This window comes from Myxococcus sp. CA051A, from assembly GCF_013336705.1.
In the GTDB taxonomy this organism is placed as follows: Bacteria; Myxococcota; Myxococcia; order Myxococcales; family Myxococcaceae; genus Myxococcus; species Myxococcus llanfairpwllgwyngyllgogerychwyrndrobwllllantysiliogogogochensis.
On sequence record NZ_JABUMS010000006.1, the window covers coordinates 196,723 to 215,965 of the forward strand.

Consider the following 19,243-nt stretch of genomic DNA (forward strand, 5'->3'; position numbering starts at 1 on the left):
GGGTGGTTGTGTTGATGAAGATGGGTGTCGTGCCTGGTTGGTTGCCCACCCGCGAGGGACCTCGCCCAGCACGGGCCCCCATGGCCCGATCCACCCGGACGTTGGGCAACAGCAGGCGAGAGGTGGCCACCGGCTCCGCGCCCGCGTGGGCGACCAGGCACACGGAGGTCTCCAGCATGTCGAAGCGGCTCACCGCAACAGGAGCGACGCGCCAGACCGCGAGGACGGCGCTCCTTCTTCAAAGACAGTCCAACGGGTCAGCAGCGCGTCAACCAGCTCCCACCGGGTGGTCGCGACTCGACAGGTCAGTGACGACATGGGACCTCTCACGACGTATGGGTCCAGGCACGGCGTGGCCGGCCCACTTCCCATTCGTCGCGAAGCGCCAAAGCGCGGCGAGGCCGCCACCGCCCTGTCCTCCTGGGCAACCCGGCGGGAAGTACAGAGCTGCGCCGTGCTGGGTCTTCGGGTGAAATGACGTCATCCGCTCGACATCCGCCAAGGAACCCGGCGCAATGCAGGGACTGGAGTCTCCAAGATGCCCCTCATGAAGACACTGACGCTGGCAGGTTGGGTGCTGGGCGCGCTGCTGTGGAGCGCCTGTGGTTCCGACGATGACGACGAAGGGGCGTGCGTGCAGGTGACCGTCTTCGCCCGGTCCGCGACGGGGAACTGTTCCGCCTACCCGTCGACCTGCGACGTTCCCGCCGGCTACGTCGAGTGCTGCGGGGGGTTCCTCGGCGGCTGCGTCGCCTCCGGACCTGATGCGCGGTGCGTCGACGACCCCACGGACTCCTGCTCCCCTAACACAGGGGGTGCGGATTGCCCTGGTGTCTGCGACTAGCTTACTGAAAATTTCCAATTCCCGGGACGCCTCCGCGAGCCACGCCAATCCTGCATTGGTTGTGTCGACGTGATTGTGCATAGTGCGTCGTTCATGTCGTCACCGGCTCATTCCGTGCCGCGCAGTCGCCCCTGGCTGCGCTCCCTGCTGCGTCAATCCATTATCGGACTCACGTGGCTGTCAGGGCGGCTGCTGGCGACCGCCGAATGGCTCCGGTGGGTGCGTTTGAGATATGTCTGGCTCAAACCGCGACGCGGAGACATCTACATCGCCACCAGCCCCAAGGCGGGAACGACGTGGATGCAGATGATTGTCTTCCAGCTCGTCACGCAAGGCCGGGGCGAGTTCGAGCACATCAATCAGGTGTCACCCTTCCTGGAGCTCCTGCCCCGCGATGCCACCACGGAGCCCCTGCTGGACTCGCTGCCCTCACCGCGCATCCTGAAGTCGCACCTGCCCTTCCAGCAGCTCAAGCCGCCCAGGCACAGCCGCATCATCTACGTCACGCGCAACGCGGCGGACTCGCTGGGCTCGCTCTACCACCACCACTGTCTGATGGAGGCCACGCCCCTGCCCTTCGAGGGCTACTTTCGGGTGGTGATGGATGTGGAGAACCCGTGGCTCGGGCACCTCGAGTCCTGGTGGCCGCACCGGAAGGACGCCAACGTCCTGCACGTGCGCTACGAGGACTTGATTGAGAACCTGGAGGCGGGCGTCAGGCGTGTGGCCGCGTTCTGCGAGCTGCCCATCGACGAGTCGCGGCTGGGCAACATCCTGGAGCGGTGCGGCATCGCGTACATGAAGCAGCACAACGAGCGGTTCGACATGCGCGGGCCGCAAGCGGCGCTCCAGGGCCGAGGCACCTTCATCCACCAGGGTGGCGTGGGCCAGGGCCGCGCGAAGCTGAGCGAGGAGCAGCGCGCGGAGCTGGACACCCGGGTGGTCCGCGCTCGCCAGCGGCTGGGCATGGTGGCCACGGAGCCGTAGGGCCAAACGCTCGCCCGGCCGCACCTGGAGCGCTGGTGCTACACGTCCGGCTTGGACGGGTCCTTCCCCTTCTGCTTGTCGTTCTTCCAGCCCCAGCTGGAGCTCCACATCCCGGGCCCCGTGAAGAGCACCGTGACGAGCGTCATCACCGCGGCGCCAATGAGAATCTCCCAGAACATGTCCACGCCTCCAGCCACAGAGTCAGCACCATCCGTACACGCCCAGCATCCCTGATGAAGGCGTAACCGGCGACACATCCCAAGGGGAGTGTCACCTCGCCCACCCGTCGCGAGCACCCTACCGCCCGCTCCCTCGGGGACCCGACGAGAGGTCGCCCTTGAAACAATGACGGGTGGCGTCAACGGCGCGCGGCAACCTAGCAGCTCATGCCCCGAGTGCAATCGAGGACGGAGACACTTCGCCGTCGGGGGCCGGTCCACTTCGCGGTGGTACTGTGCCCGCCCGAATGCCTCTGCTCCCCATCCGTGGCCCGCACCGCTCCGCAGTCATCGGCGCGTGCGTCTCTTCTCTTCGCCGTGCTCCGCTGCTCATGGGCCTGCTGTTCGGCGTCCTCGGCTGTGAGGGGCGACCCCCTCCGGAGAATCCAGGCCCGGTGAATCCGTGTCCCTCCGGCACCTGTGGCGGCGGCCAGGTCGTCCGGCCCGAGGGGAGCGTGCGCATCGCGGCGTTCAACGTTCATCGCCTCTTCGACACCGTCTGCGACTCAGGGAAGTGCGGCGGCTCCGAGTATGAAGCCCTGCCCACGCCGGGCGTCTTCGATGCCCAGGTGGGTCGGCTGGCGAGTTCCCTCACCACGCTGGACGCCGACATCGTGCTGCTTTCCGAGGTGGAGACCCAGGTGGGGCTCGACGCGCTCCAGGCGCGGCTGCCGGAGTTTCCTCACGCCGTGCTGGGCGAGACGGGTGGGACGGCCTCCGTGGACGTGGCGGTGCTGTCCGCCTTCCCCATCACCTCGGTGGGAAGCCACCGGGACCGCGTCCTGACGCGACCGGATGGCTCGACGACGCGCTTCTCGCGCGAGCTGCTGGAGGTGCACCTGGACGTGAACGGCAAGGAGGTCATCGTCTTCGCCGCGCACTTCCGCTCGAAGGTGGATGACGACCCGGGCCGTCGCTACGCGGAGGCGGACACCACGCGGACCATCGTCGCGCAGGCCGCCGCGCGCGCGCCGAAGGCGCTGGTGGTGATGGGCGGCGACCTCAACGACGTGCCCGGCTCGGCGCCCATCACCGCCATGGAGCGAGATGGACAGCTGCTGCGCGTGGCGAAGGACCGGCCGGACGACCAGACCTGGACCTATGTCTATTCCGGGCAGAAGCAGGCCATCGACCACCTGTTCGTCGCGAACGCGGCGGGCGGCACCTATGTGCCGGGCTCGTTCCGCGCGGCGCGGGAAGGAGGCGGTGGGTTTGGCGGTTCGGACCACTCCGCCGTGCTGGCCGACTTCCTTCCCTCGCCTTGAGCCGCGTCTTCAGCTCGCGGCGGGCAGGGCCTGGATGTCCAGTTCGATGTCCACCTTCTCGCCGACGAGCCACCCTCCGTTGTCGAGCGTCTTGTTCCAGCGGATGCCGTAGTCGGAGCGGTTGATGGTGCCCTTGGCCGTGTAGATGAGGCGCATGCTGCCCCACGGGTCCTTCGACGTGGCCGTGTGGCGCGCCTCGAACACGACGGGCTTCGTCACGTTGCGGATGGTCAGCTCACCGAGGAGCCGGAAGCCCGCGCCTCCGGTGGGCTCCAGGTTCGTGCTGCGGAAGGTGAGCCTGGGCGCGGCGTCCGCGTCGAGGAAGTCGGGCGAGCGCAGGTGCGTGTCGCGGTCCGGCGCGCCCGTGTAGATGCTGGCCGTCTCCGCGCTCACTTCGACCTCGCCCTGGGTCGGCCGCTCGGCGTCCACGCGCAGCACGCCGGAGACGCGCTCGAAGCGGCCGTGCACGCGCGCCACCACCATGTGGCGGGCGATGAACAGGACAGAGGAATGGGATGAATCAATGTTCCAGGAGGTCACGGGCATGAGGGGGGCTCGTTGGGTGAGAAGTCGAGGGGGAGCGTCGCGAGCGGGTCACCGCGGACACAGTCATCCTAGAGAAAGAACGCACCCCAGGTGGCCTATTCGAGTGACGCTTCAAACATTGCGACGCGAAGTGAATGCCTACCCGACGTGGCGCGCGCGCAGGCGAGCGTGGACGATGTCAGACATTGCGCGAGCCCCCGTCGGGGTGTCGCCGTAAAACAAACAAGGCCCGTACACTCGGACGCCTTGGCGCTTTTTCCCCAGCCTCCGAACAGTGGATGCTTTCCGGAGAACAGATGCGTCCCAACATCGTGGTCGTCAACGGCGAGCGGCACTGGCCGACCTACTTCCCGGAGGCCGAGGTCATCCCGGTCCGACTCCAGGACTCCGCCTGGGTGCTGCGCGAGGGCATCCTGTGGTGCATCACCCGAGAGGCGGCGGTGCGAGTCGACGGCGTCTTCTGGCGCGTGGGCGCCATCCGTCCGGACCCGCGCCATCGCACGGTCCTGGACCTGGTGCGACTGAGCGGCGTGCCGTGTGTCAACCCCGCGAAGACGCTCGTGCGGTGTCATGACCGGCTGTCCATGCTCGCCGAGCTTCGCGAGGCGGGCCTGCCCGTCATCCCCTTCGACGTCGCGCTCGGTGACGACATGGTGCGCCGGATTGCCCGACCCGCGCCGTTCGTCGTGAAGGTGGGTAACCACCATGGCGGTTACGGGAAGGCGCTGGTGCGAAAAGAGTCCGAGTGGTTCGAGGTCGCGGACCTGCTGTTCGCCGCCGATGACTACGCGGCTGTCGAGCCCTTCATCGACTACCGGCGGGACGTGCGCTGCCTGGCCATCAGGGACCAGTTCTGGGCCATGTCGCGCGCGGGCGCGGGCTGGAAGGCCAACGTCCAGACGCGAAAACACCAGGTCATCGACGCTCCCGAGGAATTGGTGGGCTACACCCGGCGGGCCCTGGAGCACCTGGGGGCTGATATCGTCGCGCTCGACTTCCTGGAGACGCAGGAGGGGCGCTTCGTGTTGCTGGAGTGCAACGACACGCCGGGCCTGTCGGGCTTCCCCGAGCAGCTGTGTTCCGAATTGGCGGAATGTCTCCGGGAGAAATTGCGGACCCGCCCCCCAGCTGGGGCCTGAAACACGCGGGGGTCCATCGGGACACAGCCGCTGTCATTTTGCCAAGACGGCTCACCCGGAGGATTCTGGGAACACGGTCTCACGAGGGGGAGACTCCGACTGTCGACGGCGAATCCTCGCTCGCGCCGCTTCATCCTGGAGCCACAGCCTCGCATGCGGATCGCCGTCATCGCCACGTACACGCACCCCACGCGCCTGCGCATCAAGGAACCCTCCATCATGCAGTCCTCCGTGCCGGAGCTGATCGCCGGCCTGTGCCCCGAGCACGCGGAGGTGGAGGTCTTCAACGAGAAGGAGGTGGACATCCCGTTGGACCGGCACTGGGACCTGGTCTTCTTCTCGTACCTGCACTCCTACTACGAGCACACCAAGGTGCTCTCCACGCTGTTCCGCCAGCGCGGAATGACCACCGTCGCCGGCGGCCGCCACGCCACGCACTTCCCCGACGACGTGGCGCTGTACTTCGACGCCGTCATCACCGGTGAGCCCGAGTCCAACGTCCCCGCCCTCATCGCGGACTTCGAGAAGGGCCAGCTCCAGAAGCGCTACGAGCGGCCCTCGCTCGGCCCCACCGCCATCCAGCCGTATCGCTACGAGCTCATCGACTTCACGAACAACAAGGTGCGCCTGCCCGGCATCGAGGCGTCACGCGGCTGCCCGTTCCGCTGCAACTTCTGCGTCCTCACCGGCCACGAGCGCTACCGCTACCGCCCCGTCGCGCAGGTCATCGACGAAATCCAGACGCGCATGCGCTGGAACCCCAACTACCTGGGGTTGATGAAGGACGCCTTCATCTTCCTCGACAACAACCTGGGCGGCTCGCCCAAGTACCTGCGCGAGCTGTGCGAGGCGCTGATTCCCCTCAAGAAGACCTGGGGCTGCGCGCTCACCTTCAACGTCCTCAAGGACGCGTCGCTGGTGAACCTGATGGCCAAGGCCGGCTGCCGCTACGTGTACACCGGTCTGGAGTCGCTCAACCCCGAGTCCATCAAGGCGATGAACAAGGGGCAGAACACGCTCTCCGAGGTCGACGCCGTCATCCGCCGCACCTTCTCCGCCGGAATCCTCCTGTCCTTCGGCCTCATCGTCGGCTCGGACGGCGACACCAACGAGTACCTCGAGAAAATCCCCGAGTACCTCGCGGACCTGCAGTACTTCTCCGTCACGTTCCTCGGCATCGTCAGCCCCTACCCGGAGACGCCGTTCTTCCGCGAGCTGCAGGCCGAGGACCGGCTCCTGCCCGGCACCGTCAGCCGCGACTACGACGGCTACACGCTCTGCCACCGGCCGAAGAACCTGCACCCCTCCGAGGTCGTGGACCACTTCCACCGGCTCTGCGCACAGTTGGGGAGCCTGCCGAACATCGCCCGGCACTACTGGTCCAAGCTGACCTTGAGCAACCTGCCCCGCTACAAGCAGACCATCCTCTTCGCCGGGCCCGAAATCCTCAGCATCCGCAACCCGCTGAAGAACCCGGCCCGCCGCTACATCGCCGGCATGGACGCGCTGGAGGACTGGGACACGAAGCAGATGGCGGCGCTCGGACTTCAGCCCCAGCGCATCACCTGAGCGCGACGGCGCGAGGCGCTTCCACCGGGGCAGGCGGCGTCAGGCCCAGCTCCGCCTCCAACCGGTCCAGGCGCCGCAACTCCGCCTGGGCACCAATGGACTGGAAGATGTCGCGCGCCCGCGCCAGGAACTCCACGCGCCGGTGCGGCAGCGCCACGGCCGCGTCATGGTACGCGACGCCCGTCTCCCACCGGTTCGGCGTGTCCTCCAGGAAGGCGATGGCGCGAAGGAACAGCGACTCCGCCGCCTTGCCGCCCTTCTTCAGCGCCAGCGCGCGCGCCGTCACCCGCATCGCGGGCCCCTTCAGGTACGGGTAGCGCCGCCCCAACAGCCGTGCCTTGAACAGGCAGCGACGGATGATGGCCCACAGCGTCTCCTGGGGCACCGCCACCGCGCCCTGCTCCAGCGCGAACAGCGCGCCCTCCGCCGCGTCGACCAGGCCAATGTGGAGGAAGGGCACCAGCACGTGGTAGCGCCACAGCGCCTCGTCCGCGCGCACCGCCATCAACCCCGCTTCCTCCACCTGATGCTCGCGCACCGTCACGTTGACCAGGTGGTTGAGGCTGGCGCACTGGTTGGCCAGGTCCTGCACCTCGATGCTGATGCGCAGGCCCTGCTCCAGCTCCGCGCACAGCTCGCCGACTTCGCCCTCGCCCCGCAGGTAGCGGCACATGGGAATCCACGAGTGCGCCCACCCCTGGTGCATGAGCGCGTGCAGCTCCTCGCCCATCTTCCCCATCTCCAGAAAGGCCCGCTCGGCCCCCTCGAAGCGCGAGGCGAGGAACTGGCTGGAGCCCAGCATCATCAGCCCCGTCTGCACCTCCCACATGTCCCGCACCTGGCGCAGCAGGGACATGGCCTGCTCGGCGTACTGCGTCGCCTGCGCCAGGTCGTTGCTGAAGACGGACAGCGTGGCCAGCCGGCTCAGGGCGATGCCCTCCGCCGAGGGATCTCTCGCCCGCCGCGCGTAGTCCAACGCGCGCAGACACCAGCGCTTCGACAGCCCGAGGAAGCCCGAGCCGAACAAGAGCGAGCCGTAATAGCTGCTCGCCAGGCTCAGGCCCCGCTCACCGCGCGAGCGCTCCGCCATGATGGTGGCCACCATGGTCGCCCAGGTGAGCTTGGCGATGTCCTTGAAGTAGTAGATCTTGATGAGGGAGATGAGCGTGGTCAGCTGCTTGAGGTACAGCGGCAGCCGTGAGCCCAGGGGCCGCGCCAACCAGGGGAACAGCGCGTAGAGCAGGTGCAGCCCGAAGGCCAGAAGCGTGCGCACCACGAGCGCGGGCAGGCTCCCCGGCGTGCGGTGCCCCATCAACTCCATGGCCCGCTCCAGCTCCTGGATGGCCCGCTTGGACTCGCCCTTCTCCTGATGGGCTCGCCCCAGGCCCAGGTGCAGCTCCGCGCGGCGTGACACCAGCTCCTCGTCCGCCAGGCACTGCTCGAACATGTGGATGGCGCCCGCGTAGTTGCCCGCCTGCAGCAGCGTCTCCGCCAGCTCCTGCATCACCCGGCGCGTCTTGAGCAGCACCTCGTCCGGGTCCAACTCCACCGTGCCGGCGAGGATTTCGATGGCGCGGTTGTAGTGGTGGAGGGCGTCGTCGTTGGCGTACTGACCGCGCGCCCCGCGGGCCGCCATCAGCGTGTACTCCAGGCCCTTCACCTCGTCGTTCCCGGCGAGGAAGTGGAAGGCGAGGATGCCCGCGGACGCCGCCGTGTTCTCACCGGCACGGGCTTCCAGGAAGCGCGCCAGGCGCCGGTGCAGGTCCTCCCGCGACGACACCATGAGCGTGTTGTAGGCCGCGTCGCGGATGACGATGTGCTTGAAGATGCAGGTGTAGGGCTCCTCCACCTCCAGGAGGATGAGGCCCAGGTGCGTCAGCGTGTCGATGGCCTCGCGGATGCGCTGACGGGACACCGAGCCCGGCGCGAGCGCCGCCACCGCGTCCAGCGTGAAGATGCGGCCGATGACGGACGCCACCTTCACCACCAGCTTCTCCGTCTCGCTCAAGAGGTCGATGCGCGCGAGCACCACGTCCTGGATGGAGTCCGGCAGCACCAGCGTCTGGAGGCTCCGCTTCAGCTCCCGCCGCGACGCGCCCGGCGACACCGGCCCCAGGTAGCCGCCCTCGACGAGCCCCTGGACGATGGACTCCGCGAAGAACGGATTGCCCTGCACCTTGGACAGGAGCACGTCCTCCAGCGCCGTGTCTGGCGGCTCCATGCGCAGGTGGACGCGCAGGAGCGCGCGGGTGTCCTCGTCCTCCAGGCTGGACAGGTCCAACCGGCACAACCCCGGCATGTCGTCGCGCACGTTGCGCAGCTGCTCACCGGGCCGCATCGTCACCAGCAGCGTCAGCCGCAGCGGCGCGAGCCGGGCCGCCACGTACTCGATGAGGTCGACGGAGATGTTGTCCGCCCAGTGCAGGTCCTCGAAGAACAACAGCAGCGGCGTCTTGCGCGCGTGCTTCTCCAGGAGCTGGAAGATGATTTGAAAGACCTTCTGGTTCTTGTGCCGCGCGTCCAGCCCCACCGTGGCCGCGTCTTCCTCCACGCTCAGGCCCAGCAGGGCGGCCATCACCGGAATCCACTCCGGGCCCGCGTCCTCCAGCCCGTCGAACCCCTGCCGCAGCCGCGCGAGCTGCGCGTCCACGTCGTCGCCCTCGTGCAGGCCGAAGAGCTGCACGAGCACCTCCTTCCAGGGGAAGAAGGGCGTGAACATCTCGTACGAGTAGCAGATGCCGTACAGGCTGCGCGCGCCGCGCGACTCCGCCTCCTCCACCACCTTGGCGCCCAGCCGCGACTTGCCGATGCCCGCCTCGCCGGACACCACGCACAGCCGGCCACTGCCCGAAAGCGACTCCTCCACCGCCGCGTGGAGCTGCCCCAGCTCGCGCCCGCGCCCGACGATGCCGCCCCGCCCCTTGATGAAGAGGCTGCGGCGCACCTCGCCCTTGAGCTGATAGACGGGCACCGCGCGGGAGACGCCCTTGAGCGTCGCGTCCTCCACGAACTCCGTGGTGAAGCCGCCCGCCTGGAGCTTGCGCTCCGTCTGCGCGTCGATGTGGATGCCCACTCCGTCCGCGTACGTCATCAGCCGCGCGGCCAGGTTCACCACCTCGCCCAGCGCCGAGTAGCCCTTGCGCCAGGGCGAGCCCATGTCGCCGAAGTAGGCGTGCCCCGTGGCGATGCCAATCTGCAGCTCGCGCACGTACGGGAAGGACTCGCGCTCACGCAACAGCTTGCACGCCAACCGGCTGGCGAGCACTTCCTTGTTCTGCTGCGCGGTGGGCGCGCCGAAGAGGACGTAGAGGACGTTGCCCTTGTCCGTGAAGTCCGTCATCAGCAGCACGCCGCCGTGATGCGCGCTCTCTCGCTGGACGTGCTCGTAGAAGGCGTTCAGCTCGCGGGTGAAACCCTCGATTTCCGACGGCGAATGGTCCGTCTTGAAGCGCAGGAAGAAGCAGGTGAGGTCTCGGAAGTCCCCGCCCAATTCCTGGTGCGCCGTGGTGATGCGGGTGAAGAGCACCGGGTGCAGCAGGAGCGCGCAGCGGCCCACCAGCTCCTCGCCACCAGGGGAGACAAACGTGGGCGGAGCCCGCGCCTCCAGCGGCACCGAGGGCTCCAGGCGGAAGGCGCCGTCGCGCTCCTCGCCCACCCGGGCCAGGTCCGGCAGGAGCGCCCACGCCTCGCGGCTCAGGAGGACCTCTCCCACGCGGGCCCGCTTCTCCGCGGCCACCGCCTGCTCCAGCGGGTGGCCCACGAGCGCCGGGTGCATCCACATGCCCGTCGTGCCCAGGACGATGCGGTGCGACTCCCCCACGCCGATGCCGATGCGCGACGACACGGCGAAGCGCTGTCCCAACAGCTCCAGCCGGGAGAAGCGCGCCAGCCGCCGCTGCACGTCCAGCGCGCACCGCGCCGCGCGTCCCACCGCCTCCGCGTCGCCCTCGCTCGCGGCGGGCTCGAAGCAGGCGAGGATGGAGTCTCCGGCGAACTGGTAGATATCGCCGCCGTGCTCCTTCACGACGTCGATCATCTCCGTGTAGTAGCTCTCCAGGAGGCGCTGGAGCGCGTCGATGCCGCGAGGCCCCTCGCCGCTCAGCCCGACGACGATGGGCGTGAAGCCCGCGATGTCGAGCACCAGGATGGCGCCGCGCACCGATTCCACCGGAGGCAGCGCGTGCGCCTCCGTGTCCTCCAGGCGGCGCAGCAGCGCGCCGGGGATGTAGGGCCGCAGGGAGGAGAGGACGAGGTCGATGTCCGCCGACGACATGCCGCCCTCAGCCCAACGTCCGGAAGCGAATCCACATCGCGACCACACCCACCGCGGCGTAGAAGAACGTCTCGATGGTCTCCGACAGCGGCTGCGCCCTTCTCAGCGCGCCCCACGCGTGGACCACCACCATCGCCGCGCACACCCAGCCGATGAGCTCGAACAGCGCCGGCTGACTCCGGGGGTCCGGGATGTAGCGCACCACCGTGAGGATGATGGCCAGCGCCACCCCTCCCAGACAGCGGCCGAAGTACACCGTCAGGTCCGTGTTCCCCTGCACCGGCGCCCAGCCGAACCACCGGGACCAGCGCAGCGGCATCAGCAACAGCGGCAGCGCGAACACCAGCAGGAAGAACGTCGTCGAGACGGCGAGGAACCAGCTGGCGAGTGGGTATTCGGCGCTGATCATGTCGACAGCCGTCCATCCTAGTCGTTTTTCCCCCGGCTTCGAGTGCCCTCGATCAAACCAAGCAATCCTGGCTTTTCTCGCTCAGGGAGCGAGGGGGCGGGCGGGCTCACGGACGGAGGCGCGGATGAACTCGGCGACGCGCTCCAGGGAGTCGGTGCGCTCCAGCTCCGACGAGAAGCGGCGGAACGCCTCCGGAGGGCCGAAGAGGATGATGGGCTTGCCGTAGCGCAGGCACAGCGAGGCCTCGGAGGCGGTGCCGGCGCCCCCCGGCAGGGCCACGAGGGCGTGGGGGGTGAGCACGTTGATGTGGTTGCGGCTGAGCGGGTCCGTCCCCTGCTCTCCGCTGAGGGGCAGGTGGGTGTAGATGGCCAGCTCCACCCCGGGGTTGGGGTAGCCGGAGCGCGGCACGTAGTCGCCGTCCTTCACGGTGCCCGGGACGATGCCAATGGAGATTCCGCGCCGACCCACCACCTGGACGAAGGCATCCGCGGCGGCCCGCATGACACCGCTGCCGGCGCCGGTGAGCAGGTCGAACCCCGCTTCGGCGATCCACCGTGCCAGGGGAATGACACGCTCCAGGTGCTCTTCCTGGCCTGATCCGAAGACCCCGATGATCCGCCGTTCCCTTCGCATGGATGCCCACTCCTTCCCGGACCTGTGACCGGCCCTCCCGGAAGCTTCTTCCATGTGCGTCCGACGCACCCGGCGCAACCGTTCAGTGCCGCACAGAGGGGGCGTCGGCCGTTCACCGACGGAAGGATCCACCCTCGGACAGAGACCGAAATGACACTTGCAGGACGGCGCGCGCGGCGGGGTGTGACTCCCCCGGGGGCCCTCCACCTGTCAGACCCCCTCCCTACCCTCCTTCACGTCAAGCCTGGAGGTCGGCCTTGTTCGACACCTGTGGTGGATGTGAGCGGCGCGGTGGCCCCGGTGAAATCTTCGACTGGTGCGCCAACTGTGAGCTGTCCTTGTGCCCCCGCTGCATGAAGCGGGGATGCTGCGACGCGCTACCCGCGGAGTCGGGGCGGGATGCTCCGTTGATGTTGCCGGACCCGCCGGAAGAGGAGGACGCCCCCTTGCCGGAGCACTTCGGCGGGCGGTGCTGCTCCAGCGCCCGCGCGGTGGCGTGCTCGTGTGCCTTCCACTGGGTCTGTGAGCGACACGGGGACCAGCACATCGGCACCCACGACTGAAGCGACGGCGTGAGGGAAGAAAATCCCGGGCGTACGTTCAACCGTCGGCGGCACAGAGCCAACGGCGTCCCGAGCCTGGGGCGCGCGTGACGCAGGCTGACGGGGGACTCGTCGATGACCATGGTGCTGGGGCACGGACCGATTCACGTCCGGCTGATGGAGCTGGTCGCAGCCGCGGCGACAAACGACGCGGAGGTGCTCATCCAGGGACCGAGCGGCGTGGGCAAGGAGCTGTATGCGCGGCTCGTCCACGAGCAGAGCGCCCGGGCACCCCATCCATTCATCCCCGTCAATTGTGGCGCCCTGCCACCGGACCTCTTCGAGAACGAGCTGTTCGGCCACGTGGGCGGCGCCTTCACCGGCGCGAAGACGCGCAACCGGGGGCTGGTGGCGGAGGCGGAGCACGGCACCCTCTTCCTGGACGAGCTCGACGCCCTCCCCCTCTCCAGCCAGGTGAAGCTCTTGCGCCTCATCCAGCAGAAGGAATACCGGCCGCTGGGGGACTCACGGCTGTATCACTCCGACGTGCGCATCATCGCCGCCACCAACACGGACCTGCTGGCGGCGGCCCAGGCGGGACACTTCCGCTTCGATTTGTTCTTCCGCCTGCGCGTGCTGCCCATCGACGTGCCTCCGCTGCGCGAGCGGCCCGAGGACATCCAGCCCCTGCTCGAGTACTACCTCCGGCGCTACGCGGACGAGTACAGCAAAGCCCCCGTCACCTTCACGGAGGCCGCGAGGCATCGCCTGATGACCTACGCGTGGCCCGGCAACATCCGCGAGCTGGAGAACTGCGCGCGCTACCTCCTGTGCACGCGCGCGGGCACCTGTGTCGACGAGGAGGACCTGCCCCTGCTGGTGGAGCCCGCGCCCACGGGACACCGCGAGCCGACGTCCGCGGTGTCCCGCGAGTCCTTCCAGGTGGCCAAGCGCCGCGTCGTGGAGGCTTTCGAGAAGGCCTGGCTGGAGGGCTCGCTCGTCGAGCACGGGGGCAACATCGCCGCCGCCGCGCGCGCCAGCGGCAAGCACCGCCGCGCCTTCTTCGAGCTGATGCGGCGGCACGGCCTCAAGGCCCACTCGCGCTGACGGGGACGCTCTCCTCCACGGGCCCCTCGCACGGCAGCTCCACGGTGAAGCGGGCCCCGGCGCCCAGCGTGCTCTCCGCGCGCACCTGCCCGCCCAGCGCCGCGACGATTTCCCGGACGATGAAGAGGCCCAGGCCCAGGCCGCCGTACTCCCGCGAGGAGACGGCGCGCTCGAAGCGGCCGAAGATGTGGGGCAGTCGCTCGGCGGGAATGCCGATGCCCTGGTCGACAATCTCCAGCCGCACGCGGCCTCCGGTCTCCTCCAGGTGGACCTCGATGGGCTGCCCCGCGCCGAACTTGAGCGCGTTGGCGAGCAGGTTCGTCACCACCTGCTCCAGCCGGACACGATCCCACCGGCCCATGCAGCCCGGGGCCAGGTCCAGCGACAGCGAGGACTGCGAGCGCTGGATGGCGTCGCCCAACCCCTCCACCACGGCGCGCACCACGGCCTCCAGGTCCACGGTCTCCAGTTGCAGGTGCAGCCGCCCCGTCTGGATGCGGGAGACATCGAGCAGTTCGTCCACCAGGTGCGCCAGCCGACGCGTCTGGGCCTGGGTGGAGCGGGAGGCGCGCTGGACGGAGTCGCGCGTGGGCACCTCGCTGCGGGCCAGCCCCTGCACGGAGAGCTGCAACGCGGTGATGGGCGTGTAGAGCTCGTGCGCGGCGATGGAGAGGAACTCGTCGCGCAGGCGGATGGCATCCTGCGACTCGTGGTACAGCCGCGCGTTGTCCAGGGCGATGGCCGCGCGGCGAGCCAGGTCCTGCGCCAGCTCCAGGTCCCCGGGCCCATAGCGCTTCGTCGGCACCGAGGAGACGAGGGTCATGACGCCCAGCAGCCGCTCCCGGGCGATGAGGGGCACCGCCATCAACGTCCGGGCCTTCAGGGCACGGATGAGCGCGAAATGCCGCGCGTCCCGACACAGTCGCGCCAGGAGTTCGTCGGTGAGCACCGGGATGAGCAGTGGCTCCTTCGTGCGCAGCACGGCGTTGGCGGGCTGCGACGAATCCCAATCCGGCGTGTATGACGACTGGAGCTCCCGTGCGAGCCCCTCCGAGGCCGGGTCCGCGTGCGCGGTGGAGAGCCTGCGGATGGAGCCCGACGCATCCACCACGTCGATGGCACACACGGTGGCCAGGAAGGGCACCGCCAGTCGAGCCAGCCGCTTGAGGGTGGCCTCGTAATCCAGCGACTCGGCGAGCACCACGCTGGATTCGGCCAGGAAGCGCACGGCCTCCTCGGCCCGCTTGCGCTCCTCGAAGAGGAGGCTGTTCTCCAGGGAGATGGCCATCTGCGAGGACAACAACTGGAGCACCCTCACCCGGTCCGGGGTGAAGGCGTGCGTGGCCAGATTGTTCTCCAGGTACAACACCCCCATGGTCCGCGCGTGGCGGCGGATGGGCACCACCAGCGCGGACTTCACCCGCTGCCGCGCCACGTACGCGTCCGTCACGAAGCGGCCCTGGTGCGCGGCGTCTCCCAGCACCACCGCGTCCCCCGTGCGCCAGGTGTGCCCGAGGAGCGACTCCGGCACCAGCTCCGCGCCCGCGAGCGGGACGTGGAGCCGCGTCATCGGCTCACCCACGCCCCCCACCGCCTCCAGCATCGGCGTGCCCTGCTCCTCCAGCACCAGCGCGCCCCGCTGCGCCCCAGCGACCTCCAGGCACACCGCCATCAGCTTCTCCAGGAGCCGCTCCAACGCCACCTCACCGGACAGCGACTGCGCGGCCTTGAGGATGCTCAGCAGGTCGAGCGACGCGCCCCGGAAGTCGTCCCCCGTCGGCGTGACGGTCTGGTCCCAGATGCCGGGCTCCTGTATCTGGATGTCCGGAAACTCCTCCTGGAGCGCGGCGACCACGGCCTTCGCCCCCCAGCGCGCATACCCCTCGCGCGCGGCCCGCAGGTACAGCGTGGCGATCCGCTTTCGGCCCAGCGCGCTGTACAGCCGTCCCGCGAGCACGTTCGCGAGGGCCTCGTCCTGCGGGAAGCCTTCCTCCCGGGCCCGGTCGATGGCCTCGTCGAACAGCTCCGCGGCCTCCGTGAAGCGCCCCTCCAGCCGGGCCCGCTCCGCCGACAACATCAGGTGGCGGTGACGGAAGTTCTCCGGGCAGTTCGTCGCCCAGTGCCGGAAGCGGTGCCACGTCTGCTCGACATACGCACGGCGCGCCTGTCGCTCCGCGTCGCTCCCAGCGTCCACACTGGCCGCCAGCACGAGCGCGCCGAAGAAGGCGTGCTCCGTGACGTTGAAGAGCGACTGCACGAAGCGGAGGTTCGGCTCGGCCGCGCGGAACATCTCGCGCGCACCCGCGAGGTCCCCGAGCAGGTAGGACGTCTGGAGCCGGAGGATGAAGAACTGACCGAGGATGGTCGGGTCGCCTTTCGACTGCTCCAGGAAGGCCGCCGTGTCGAACGTCGCGTCGTCGTAGCCTCCCCGCTCGCGCGTCCTCCCCTGGAGACACCGAACGGCCTGACGCAAGGCGAGCTGCGTGTCCGCCATGGCGCCCTGCCCGCTCTTGCGGTCGAAGGCCAGGGCCCCTTCGGCTTCCGCGTGGACGCGGTCCAGCTCCGTGCCCAGTCGCAGCCGGGTGAAGCTGATGCTGGCCAGGAGGTAGGCGACGTACTGCGGCTCTCCGCTCTCCAGGCCCGCGGCGAGTCCCCGACGCAGCAACGGCATCGACGAGCGCAGGGGCTCGCGCCAGTGGCGCATGTAGAAGAGGAAGGCGGCGAGGACGCGACACTCCTCACGCGGGTTGGCGAAGCGGCGGCTCAACTCCATGCCCAGATGACTGAAGGGGTGGCCCGCGGCGTAGTCGCCCCGTGACTCGCCATGGATGAGGCCGAAGCACACGTAGGCGAAGGCCGAGTACACGCTGTTGCCGTGATTCAGCGTGAGGCCCAGCATCCGGGTGTAGATGAACGAGAACATCGGCGGGTCGGAGAACCACGCCGCGATGCCCGCGCTCATCAAGAGGCGCATGCAGCCGCGCTCCAACGAATCGGCCATGCGCGGCGCCGACAGCAGCTCCTCCTCGGTGCGGGACCTCCACATCTCGACCACCTGGGGCAGCTCCGCCTGGAAGTCGGCGGTGGCATCCCCGTCCGGCAGCGCCACGCCAAAGAGTCGCAGGCCCTCGCGGGCGTGCTGGAGCGCCGCCGCGTGATTCCGGCCGAGGATGCTGGCGTTCATGCGCAGGACGTAGAGGTCCACCTTCTCCAGTGGCGACGTGGCATGCGCCATCGCCTGGTCGATGAGGCGCTCGGACAGGAGGCGGTCTCCCGTGAGCTGCGCGCACTCCGCCGCGTCCTGGTGGAGCCGGAGCATGCGCTCGCGCTGCGTGTCCCACGCGTCCTCCGGGAGGAGGACCCGGGCGCGCATGAAGTAGGCCAGGGCGGCCTCGAAGGCGGAGGCGTCTCGCACCTTGCGCCCCGCGCGCTGATTGAGCTCGGCGAGCCACTGGCGCTCGGTGGCGGTCTCCACCACGTCGCCGCCCAGGTGGAAGTGGTCCGCCACCTCGCAGATGCGCGGCTCGGCCTCCATGCCCGGGGCGTCTTCCCAGAGACGGCGGCCGATGGTCCGGTGCAGTGCCCGGCGCTCCTCGTCCGACAACAACGAGTAGGCGGAATGTCTCACACGGTCATGCGCGAAACGGTACGTGGCCTGCCCCTCCGTCAGCCCGTCCGGCGTCTGCTCCGGATGGAGCGGCTGGAAGCGAGGTCCCCGCCCCTCCGGGACGAGCAGGCCCGCACGCAGCGCGCTCCACAGCGCTCCCGCCGTGTCCTCCATGGGGGCATCGACGACGCGAGCCAGGAGCCACAGGTCCACCTGACCGCGCATGCACGCCGCCACCGTCAGCAGCCGCTGCGTGTGCTCCGGGAGCCGGCGGATGGAGTCCAGCATCAGCTCCACCACGTTGTCGGTGACCTCCGCCTGTTCGATTCGCGCCAGGTCCCAGTGCCACGAGCCGTCCTCCAGCTCATACGTGAGCAACCCGGTGCGATGCAGGTGCCGCAGGAAGTGACTGATGGAGAAGGGGTTGCCCGCGGTCTTCTCCAGCACGAGCCGCGCCAGCGCCCGCGCGCGCTCCGGCTCGCAGCGCAGCGTGTCCACGCACAGCGTCGTCAGGGCGGACAGGTCCAGGGGCCCCAGCTCCAGGAGTCGCGGCGCCGCAGTGGTGCCCGCGAGTGACGACAGCACTCGGGAGAGGGGATGCGACGTGCCCCACTCTCCGGGGCGATAGGCACCAATGAGAAGCACATGGTGCAGCTCCGGGTCCGTCACCAGCCGCGTGAGCAGCTCCAGCGTGGCGGCGTCCGCCCACTGGAGGTCGTCGAGGAACAACACCAGCGGCTCCTCGTCCGTGGCGAGGTCGCGAAAGAAGGACTGGAGCAGCAGGAGGAAGCGGCTGCCCGCCTCCCGAGGGCCCAGGGGGACGATGGGAGGCTGCTCGCCGATGAGCCGCTCCAGTTCGGGAACCAGCTCGGTGAGCACCCTCCCCTGGGTGCCCAGCGCTTCCTGGAGACGCTGCCGCCACTCGGCCACTTCGTCGGGAGGTTGCTCCAGGACACCGACGACGAGCCCCCGGACGGCCTCCACCAGCGAGGCGTACGGTGCCTGGCCCTTCAGCTCCGAGGACTTTCCGGAGAGGAAGCGCGCCGTGCCCAGGTGCGCGCGCAGCGCGTGGACCAGGGACGTCTTGCCGCTCCCCGAGGCTCCCGACAACAGCACCCACTCCCGGGCGCCGAACCGCGCGCGCTCCAGCGCGGCGTCGAGCACGGCGCGCTCCTGGTCGCGGCCATAGAGCCTGTCGGGCAGCCCCAGCTCGCGCGCGAGGTCATACCGGCCCAGTTCGAAGGCGATGGGCGTACCCGGTCCGCGCCAACGTCGCTGGATTTCTCGCAGGTCCTCCACGAGCGCCTCGGCGCTCTGGTAGCGCTCCTCGGGCACCTTCGCGAGCAGGCGCAGCACCACGTCGGAAAGGATGGCGGGAAGCTGGGGGTTCTTGTCGACGGGAGGCACGGGCGGCAGCGCGAGCAGGGCGTGGACCAGCTCCGCGGCGTCGGTCGACACGAAAGGCGCCTCGCCCGTGAGCATCTCGTAGAACGTCGCGCCCAGCGCATACAGGTCCGCGCGGTGGTCTACCCGGCGGCGCATCCTCCCGGTCTGCTCGGGGGCGATGTAGCGCAGCGTGCCCTCGAAGCCACCGGGGACTCCCGCCATGTGCACGAGCCCCTGCACGCGCGTGGACAGGTCGAAGTCGATCATCACCAGCCCGCGTCCTCCAGGCGCCACGACGAGGTTGGCGGGGTTGAGGTCGCGGTGGATGACATGCTGGCGATGCAGCGCGCCCAGCGAGCTGGCGAGGTCACACGCCAGTTCCAGGAAGAGGTCCACCTCGATGGGGCCCCGGCGCAGCCATTCCCGCAAGTCATGGGGTCCTGCGTCCTCGATGGCGAGCGCAGGCTGGCCCGCCCCCCCCTCCAGCGCCACCACGCGGGCGACTCCGTGGAGGTCTCGGAGGTCGCTGAGCATCGCGTGCTCGTGACGCAGCAGGCCGGCGCTGCTCTCCGCCAGCGGCCCTTCGCGGACGACCTTGAGCACCCGCGCGGCGCCCTCGGGCGTCCAGGCGCGGAACACGTCGTAGCGGTGTCCCCGGTAGATTCTTCGCACGTCCTGATAGCCGGCCAGCTCCAGCATCACGACCCCTCGACGACTT

12 protein-coding genes are annotated in these 19,243 nt (G+C 69.2%); 6 read left to right on the forward strand and 6 right to left on the reverse strand.

Translation table 11 applies throughout. The features are described from left to right. The first annotated feature begins 913 nt into the window (after positions 1-913). Positions 914-1,831 (forward strand): sulfotransferase domain-containing protein, encoded by a 918-nt coding sequence (locus tag HUA74_RS19285; protein WP_174455666.1) that lies wholly within the window; start codon positions 914-916, stop codon positions 1,829-1,831. A gap of 38 nt (positions 1,832-1,869) precedes the next feature. On the opposite strand, the gene HUA74_RS19290 is transcribed toward HUA74_RS19285, so the two are convergent. Further along, a complete protein-coding gene (locus tag HUA74_RS19290; protein ID WP_174455667.1) occupies positions 1,870-2,010 on the reverse strand; it encodes a hypothetical protein in 141 nt (46 codons plus the stop codon). Between the two features lie 434 nt (positions 2,011-2,444). Between HUA74_RS19290 and HUA74_RS19295 the strand changes: the two genes are divergently transcribed. Continuing rightward, entirely contained in the window at positions 2,445-3,314 is an 870-nt protein-coding gene (locus HUA74_RS19295; RefSeq protein WP_371817266.1) for an endonuclease/exonuclease/phosphatase family protein, read from the forward strand. Between the two features lie 9 nt (positions 3,315-3,323). Here the strand turns inward: HUA74_RS19295 and HUA74_RS19300 are convergent, their stop codons facing one another. Next, positions 3,324-3,860, reverse strand: a complete 537-nt coding sequence (locus HUA74_RS19300; RefSeq protein WP_174455668.1) for a YceI family protein — start codon at positions 3,858-3,860, stop codon at positions 3,324-3,326. Positions 3,861-4,156: 296 nt separating this feature from the next. Here HUA74_RS19300 and HUA74_RS19305 point away from each other — a divergent pair, with 296 nt between their 5' ends. Both HUA74_RS19305 and HUA74_RS19310 read left to right on the forward strand, forming a co-directional pair. Beyond that, positions 4,157-4,999, forward strand: coding sequence for a RimK family alpha-L-glutamate ligase (locus tag HUA74_RS19305; protein ID WP_174455669.1), 843 nt, complete (start codon positions 4,157-4,159; stop codon positions 4,997-4,999). 153 nt (positions 5,000-5,152) lie between these two features. Then, positions 5,153-6,568 carry a radical SAM protein gene (locus HUA74_RS19310; protein ID WP_141644757.1) on the forward strand — a complete coding sequence of 472 codons (1,416 nt, stop codon included), beginning with the start codon at positions 5,153-5,155 and terminating at the stop codon, positions 6,566-6,568. Here the strand turns inward: HUA74_RS19310 and HUA74_RS19315 are convergent. The 3 genes from HUA74_RS19315 to HUA74_RS19325 form a co-directional block, all read right to left on the reverse strand. After that, entirely contained in the window at positions 6,561-10,841 is a 4,281-nt protein-coding gene (locus HUA74_RS19315; RefSeq protein WP_174455670.1) for an AAA family ATPase, read from the reverse strand. The two genes, HUA74_RS19310 and HUA74_RS19315, sit on opposite strands and share 8 nt — an antisense overlap. Before the next feature lie 7 nt (positions 10,842-10,848). Then, on the reverse strand, positions 10,849-11,250 hold the full coding sequence (locus tag HUA74_RS19320; protein ID WP_174455671.1) for a hypothetical protein: 402 nt from the start codon (positions 11,248-11,250) through the stop codon (positions 10,849-10,851). Positions 11,251-11,331: 81 nt separating this feature from the next. Beyond that, on the reverse strand, positions 11,332-11,883 hold the full coding sequence (locus HUA74_RS19325) for a molybdenum cofactor carrier protein (RefSeq protein ID WP_174455672.1): 552 nt from the start codon (positions 11,881-11,883) through the stop codon (positions 11,332-11,334). Positions 11,884-12,140: 257 nt separating this feature from the next. Between HUA74_RS19325 and HUA74_RS19330 the strand changes: the two genes are divergently transcribed. Both HUA74_RS19330 and HUA74_RS19335 read left to right on the forward strand, forming a co-directional pair. Next, the gene (locus HUA74_RS19330) at positions 12,141-12,446 is read left to right on the forward strand and encodes a hypothetical protein (protein ID WP_174455673.1); all 306 of its coding nucleotides are present in this window, start codon (positions 12,141-12,143) and stop codon (positions 12,444-12,446) included. A gap of 114 nt (positions 12,447-12,560) precedes the next feature. Next, complete coding sequence (locus HUA74_RS19335; protein WP_174455674.1) at positions 12,561-13,532, forward strand: sigma 54-interacting transcriptional regulator; 972 nt, start codon at positions 12,561-12,563, stop codon at positions 13,530-13,532. Here the strand turns inward: HUA74_RS19335 and HUA74_RS19340 are convergent. Continuing rightward, positions 13,513-19,224 (reverse strand): AAA family ATPase, encoded by a 5,712-nt coding sequence (locus tag HUA74_RS19340; RefSeq protein WP_174455675.1) that lies wholly within the window; start codon positions 19,222-19,224, stop codon positions 13,513-13,515. The two genes, HUA74_RS19335 and HUA74_RS19340, sit on opposite strands and share 20 nt — an antisense overlap. Positions 19,225-19,243: the final 19 nt, after the last annotated feature.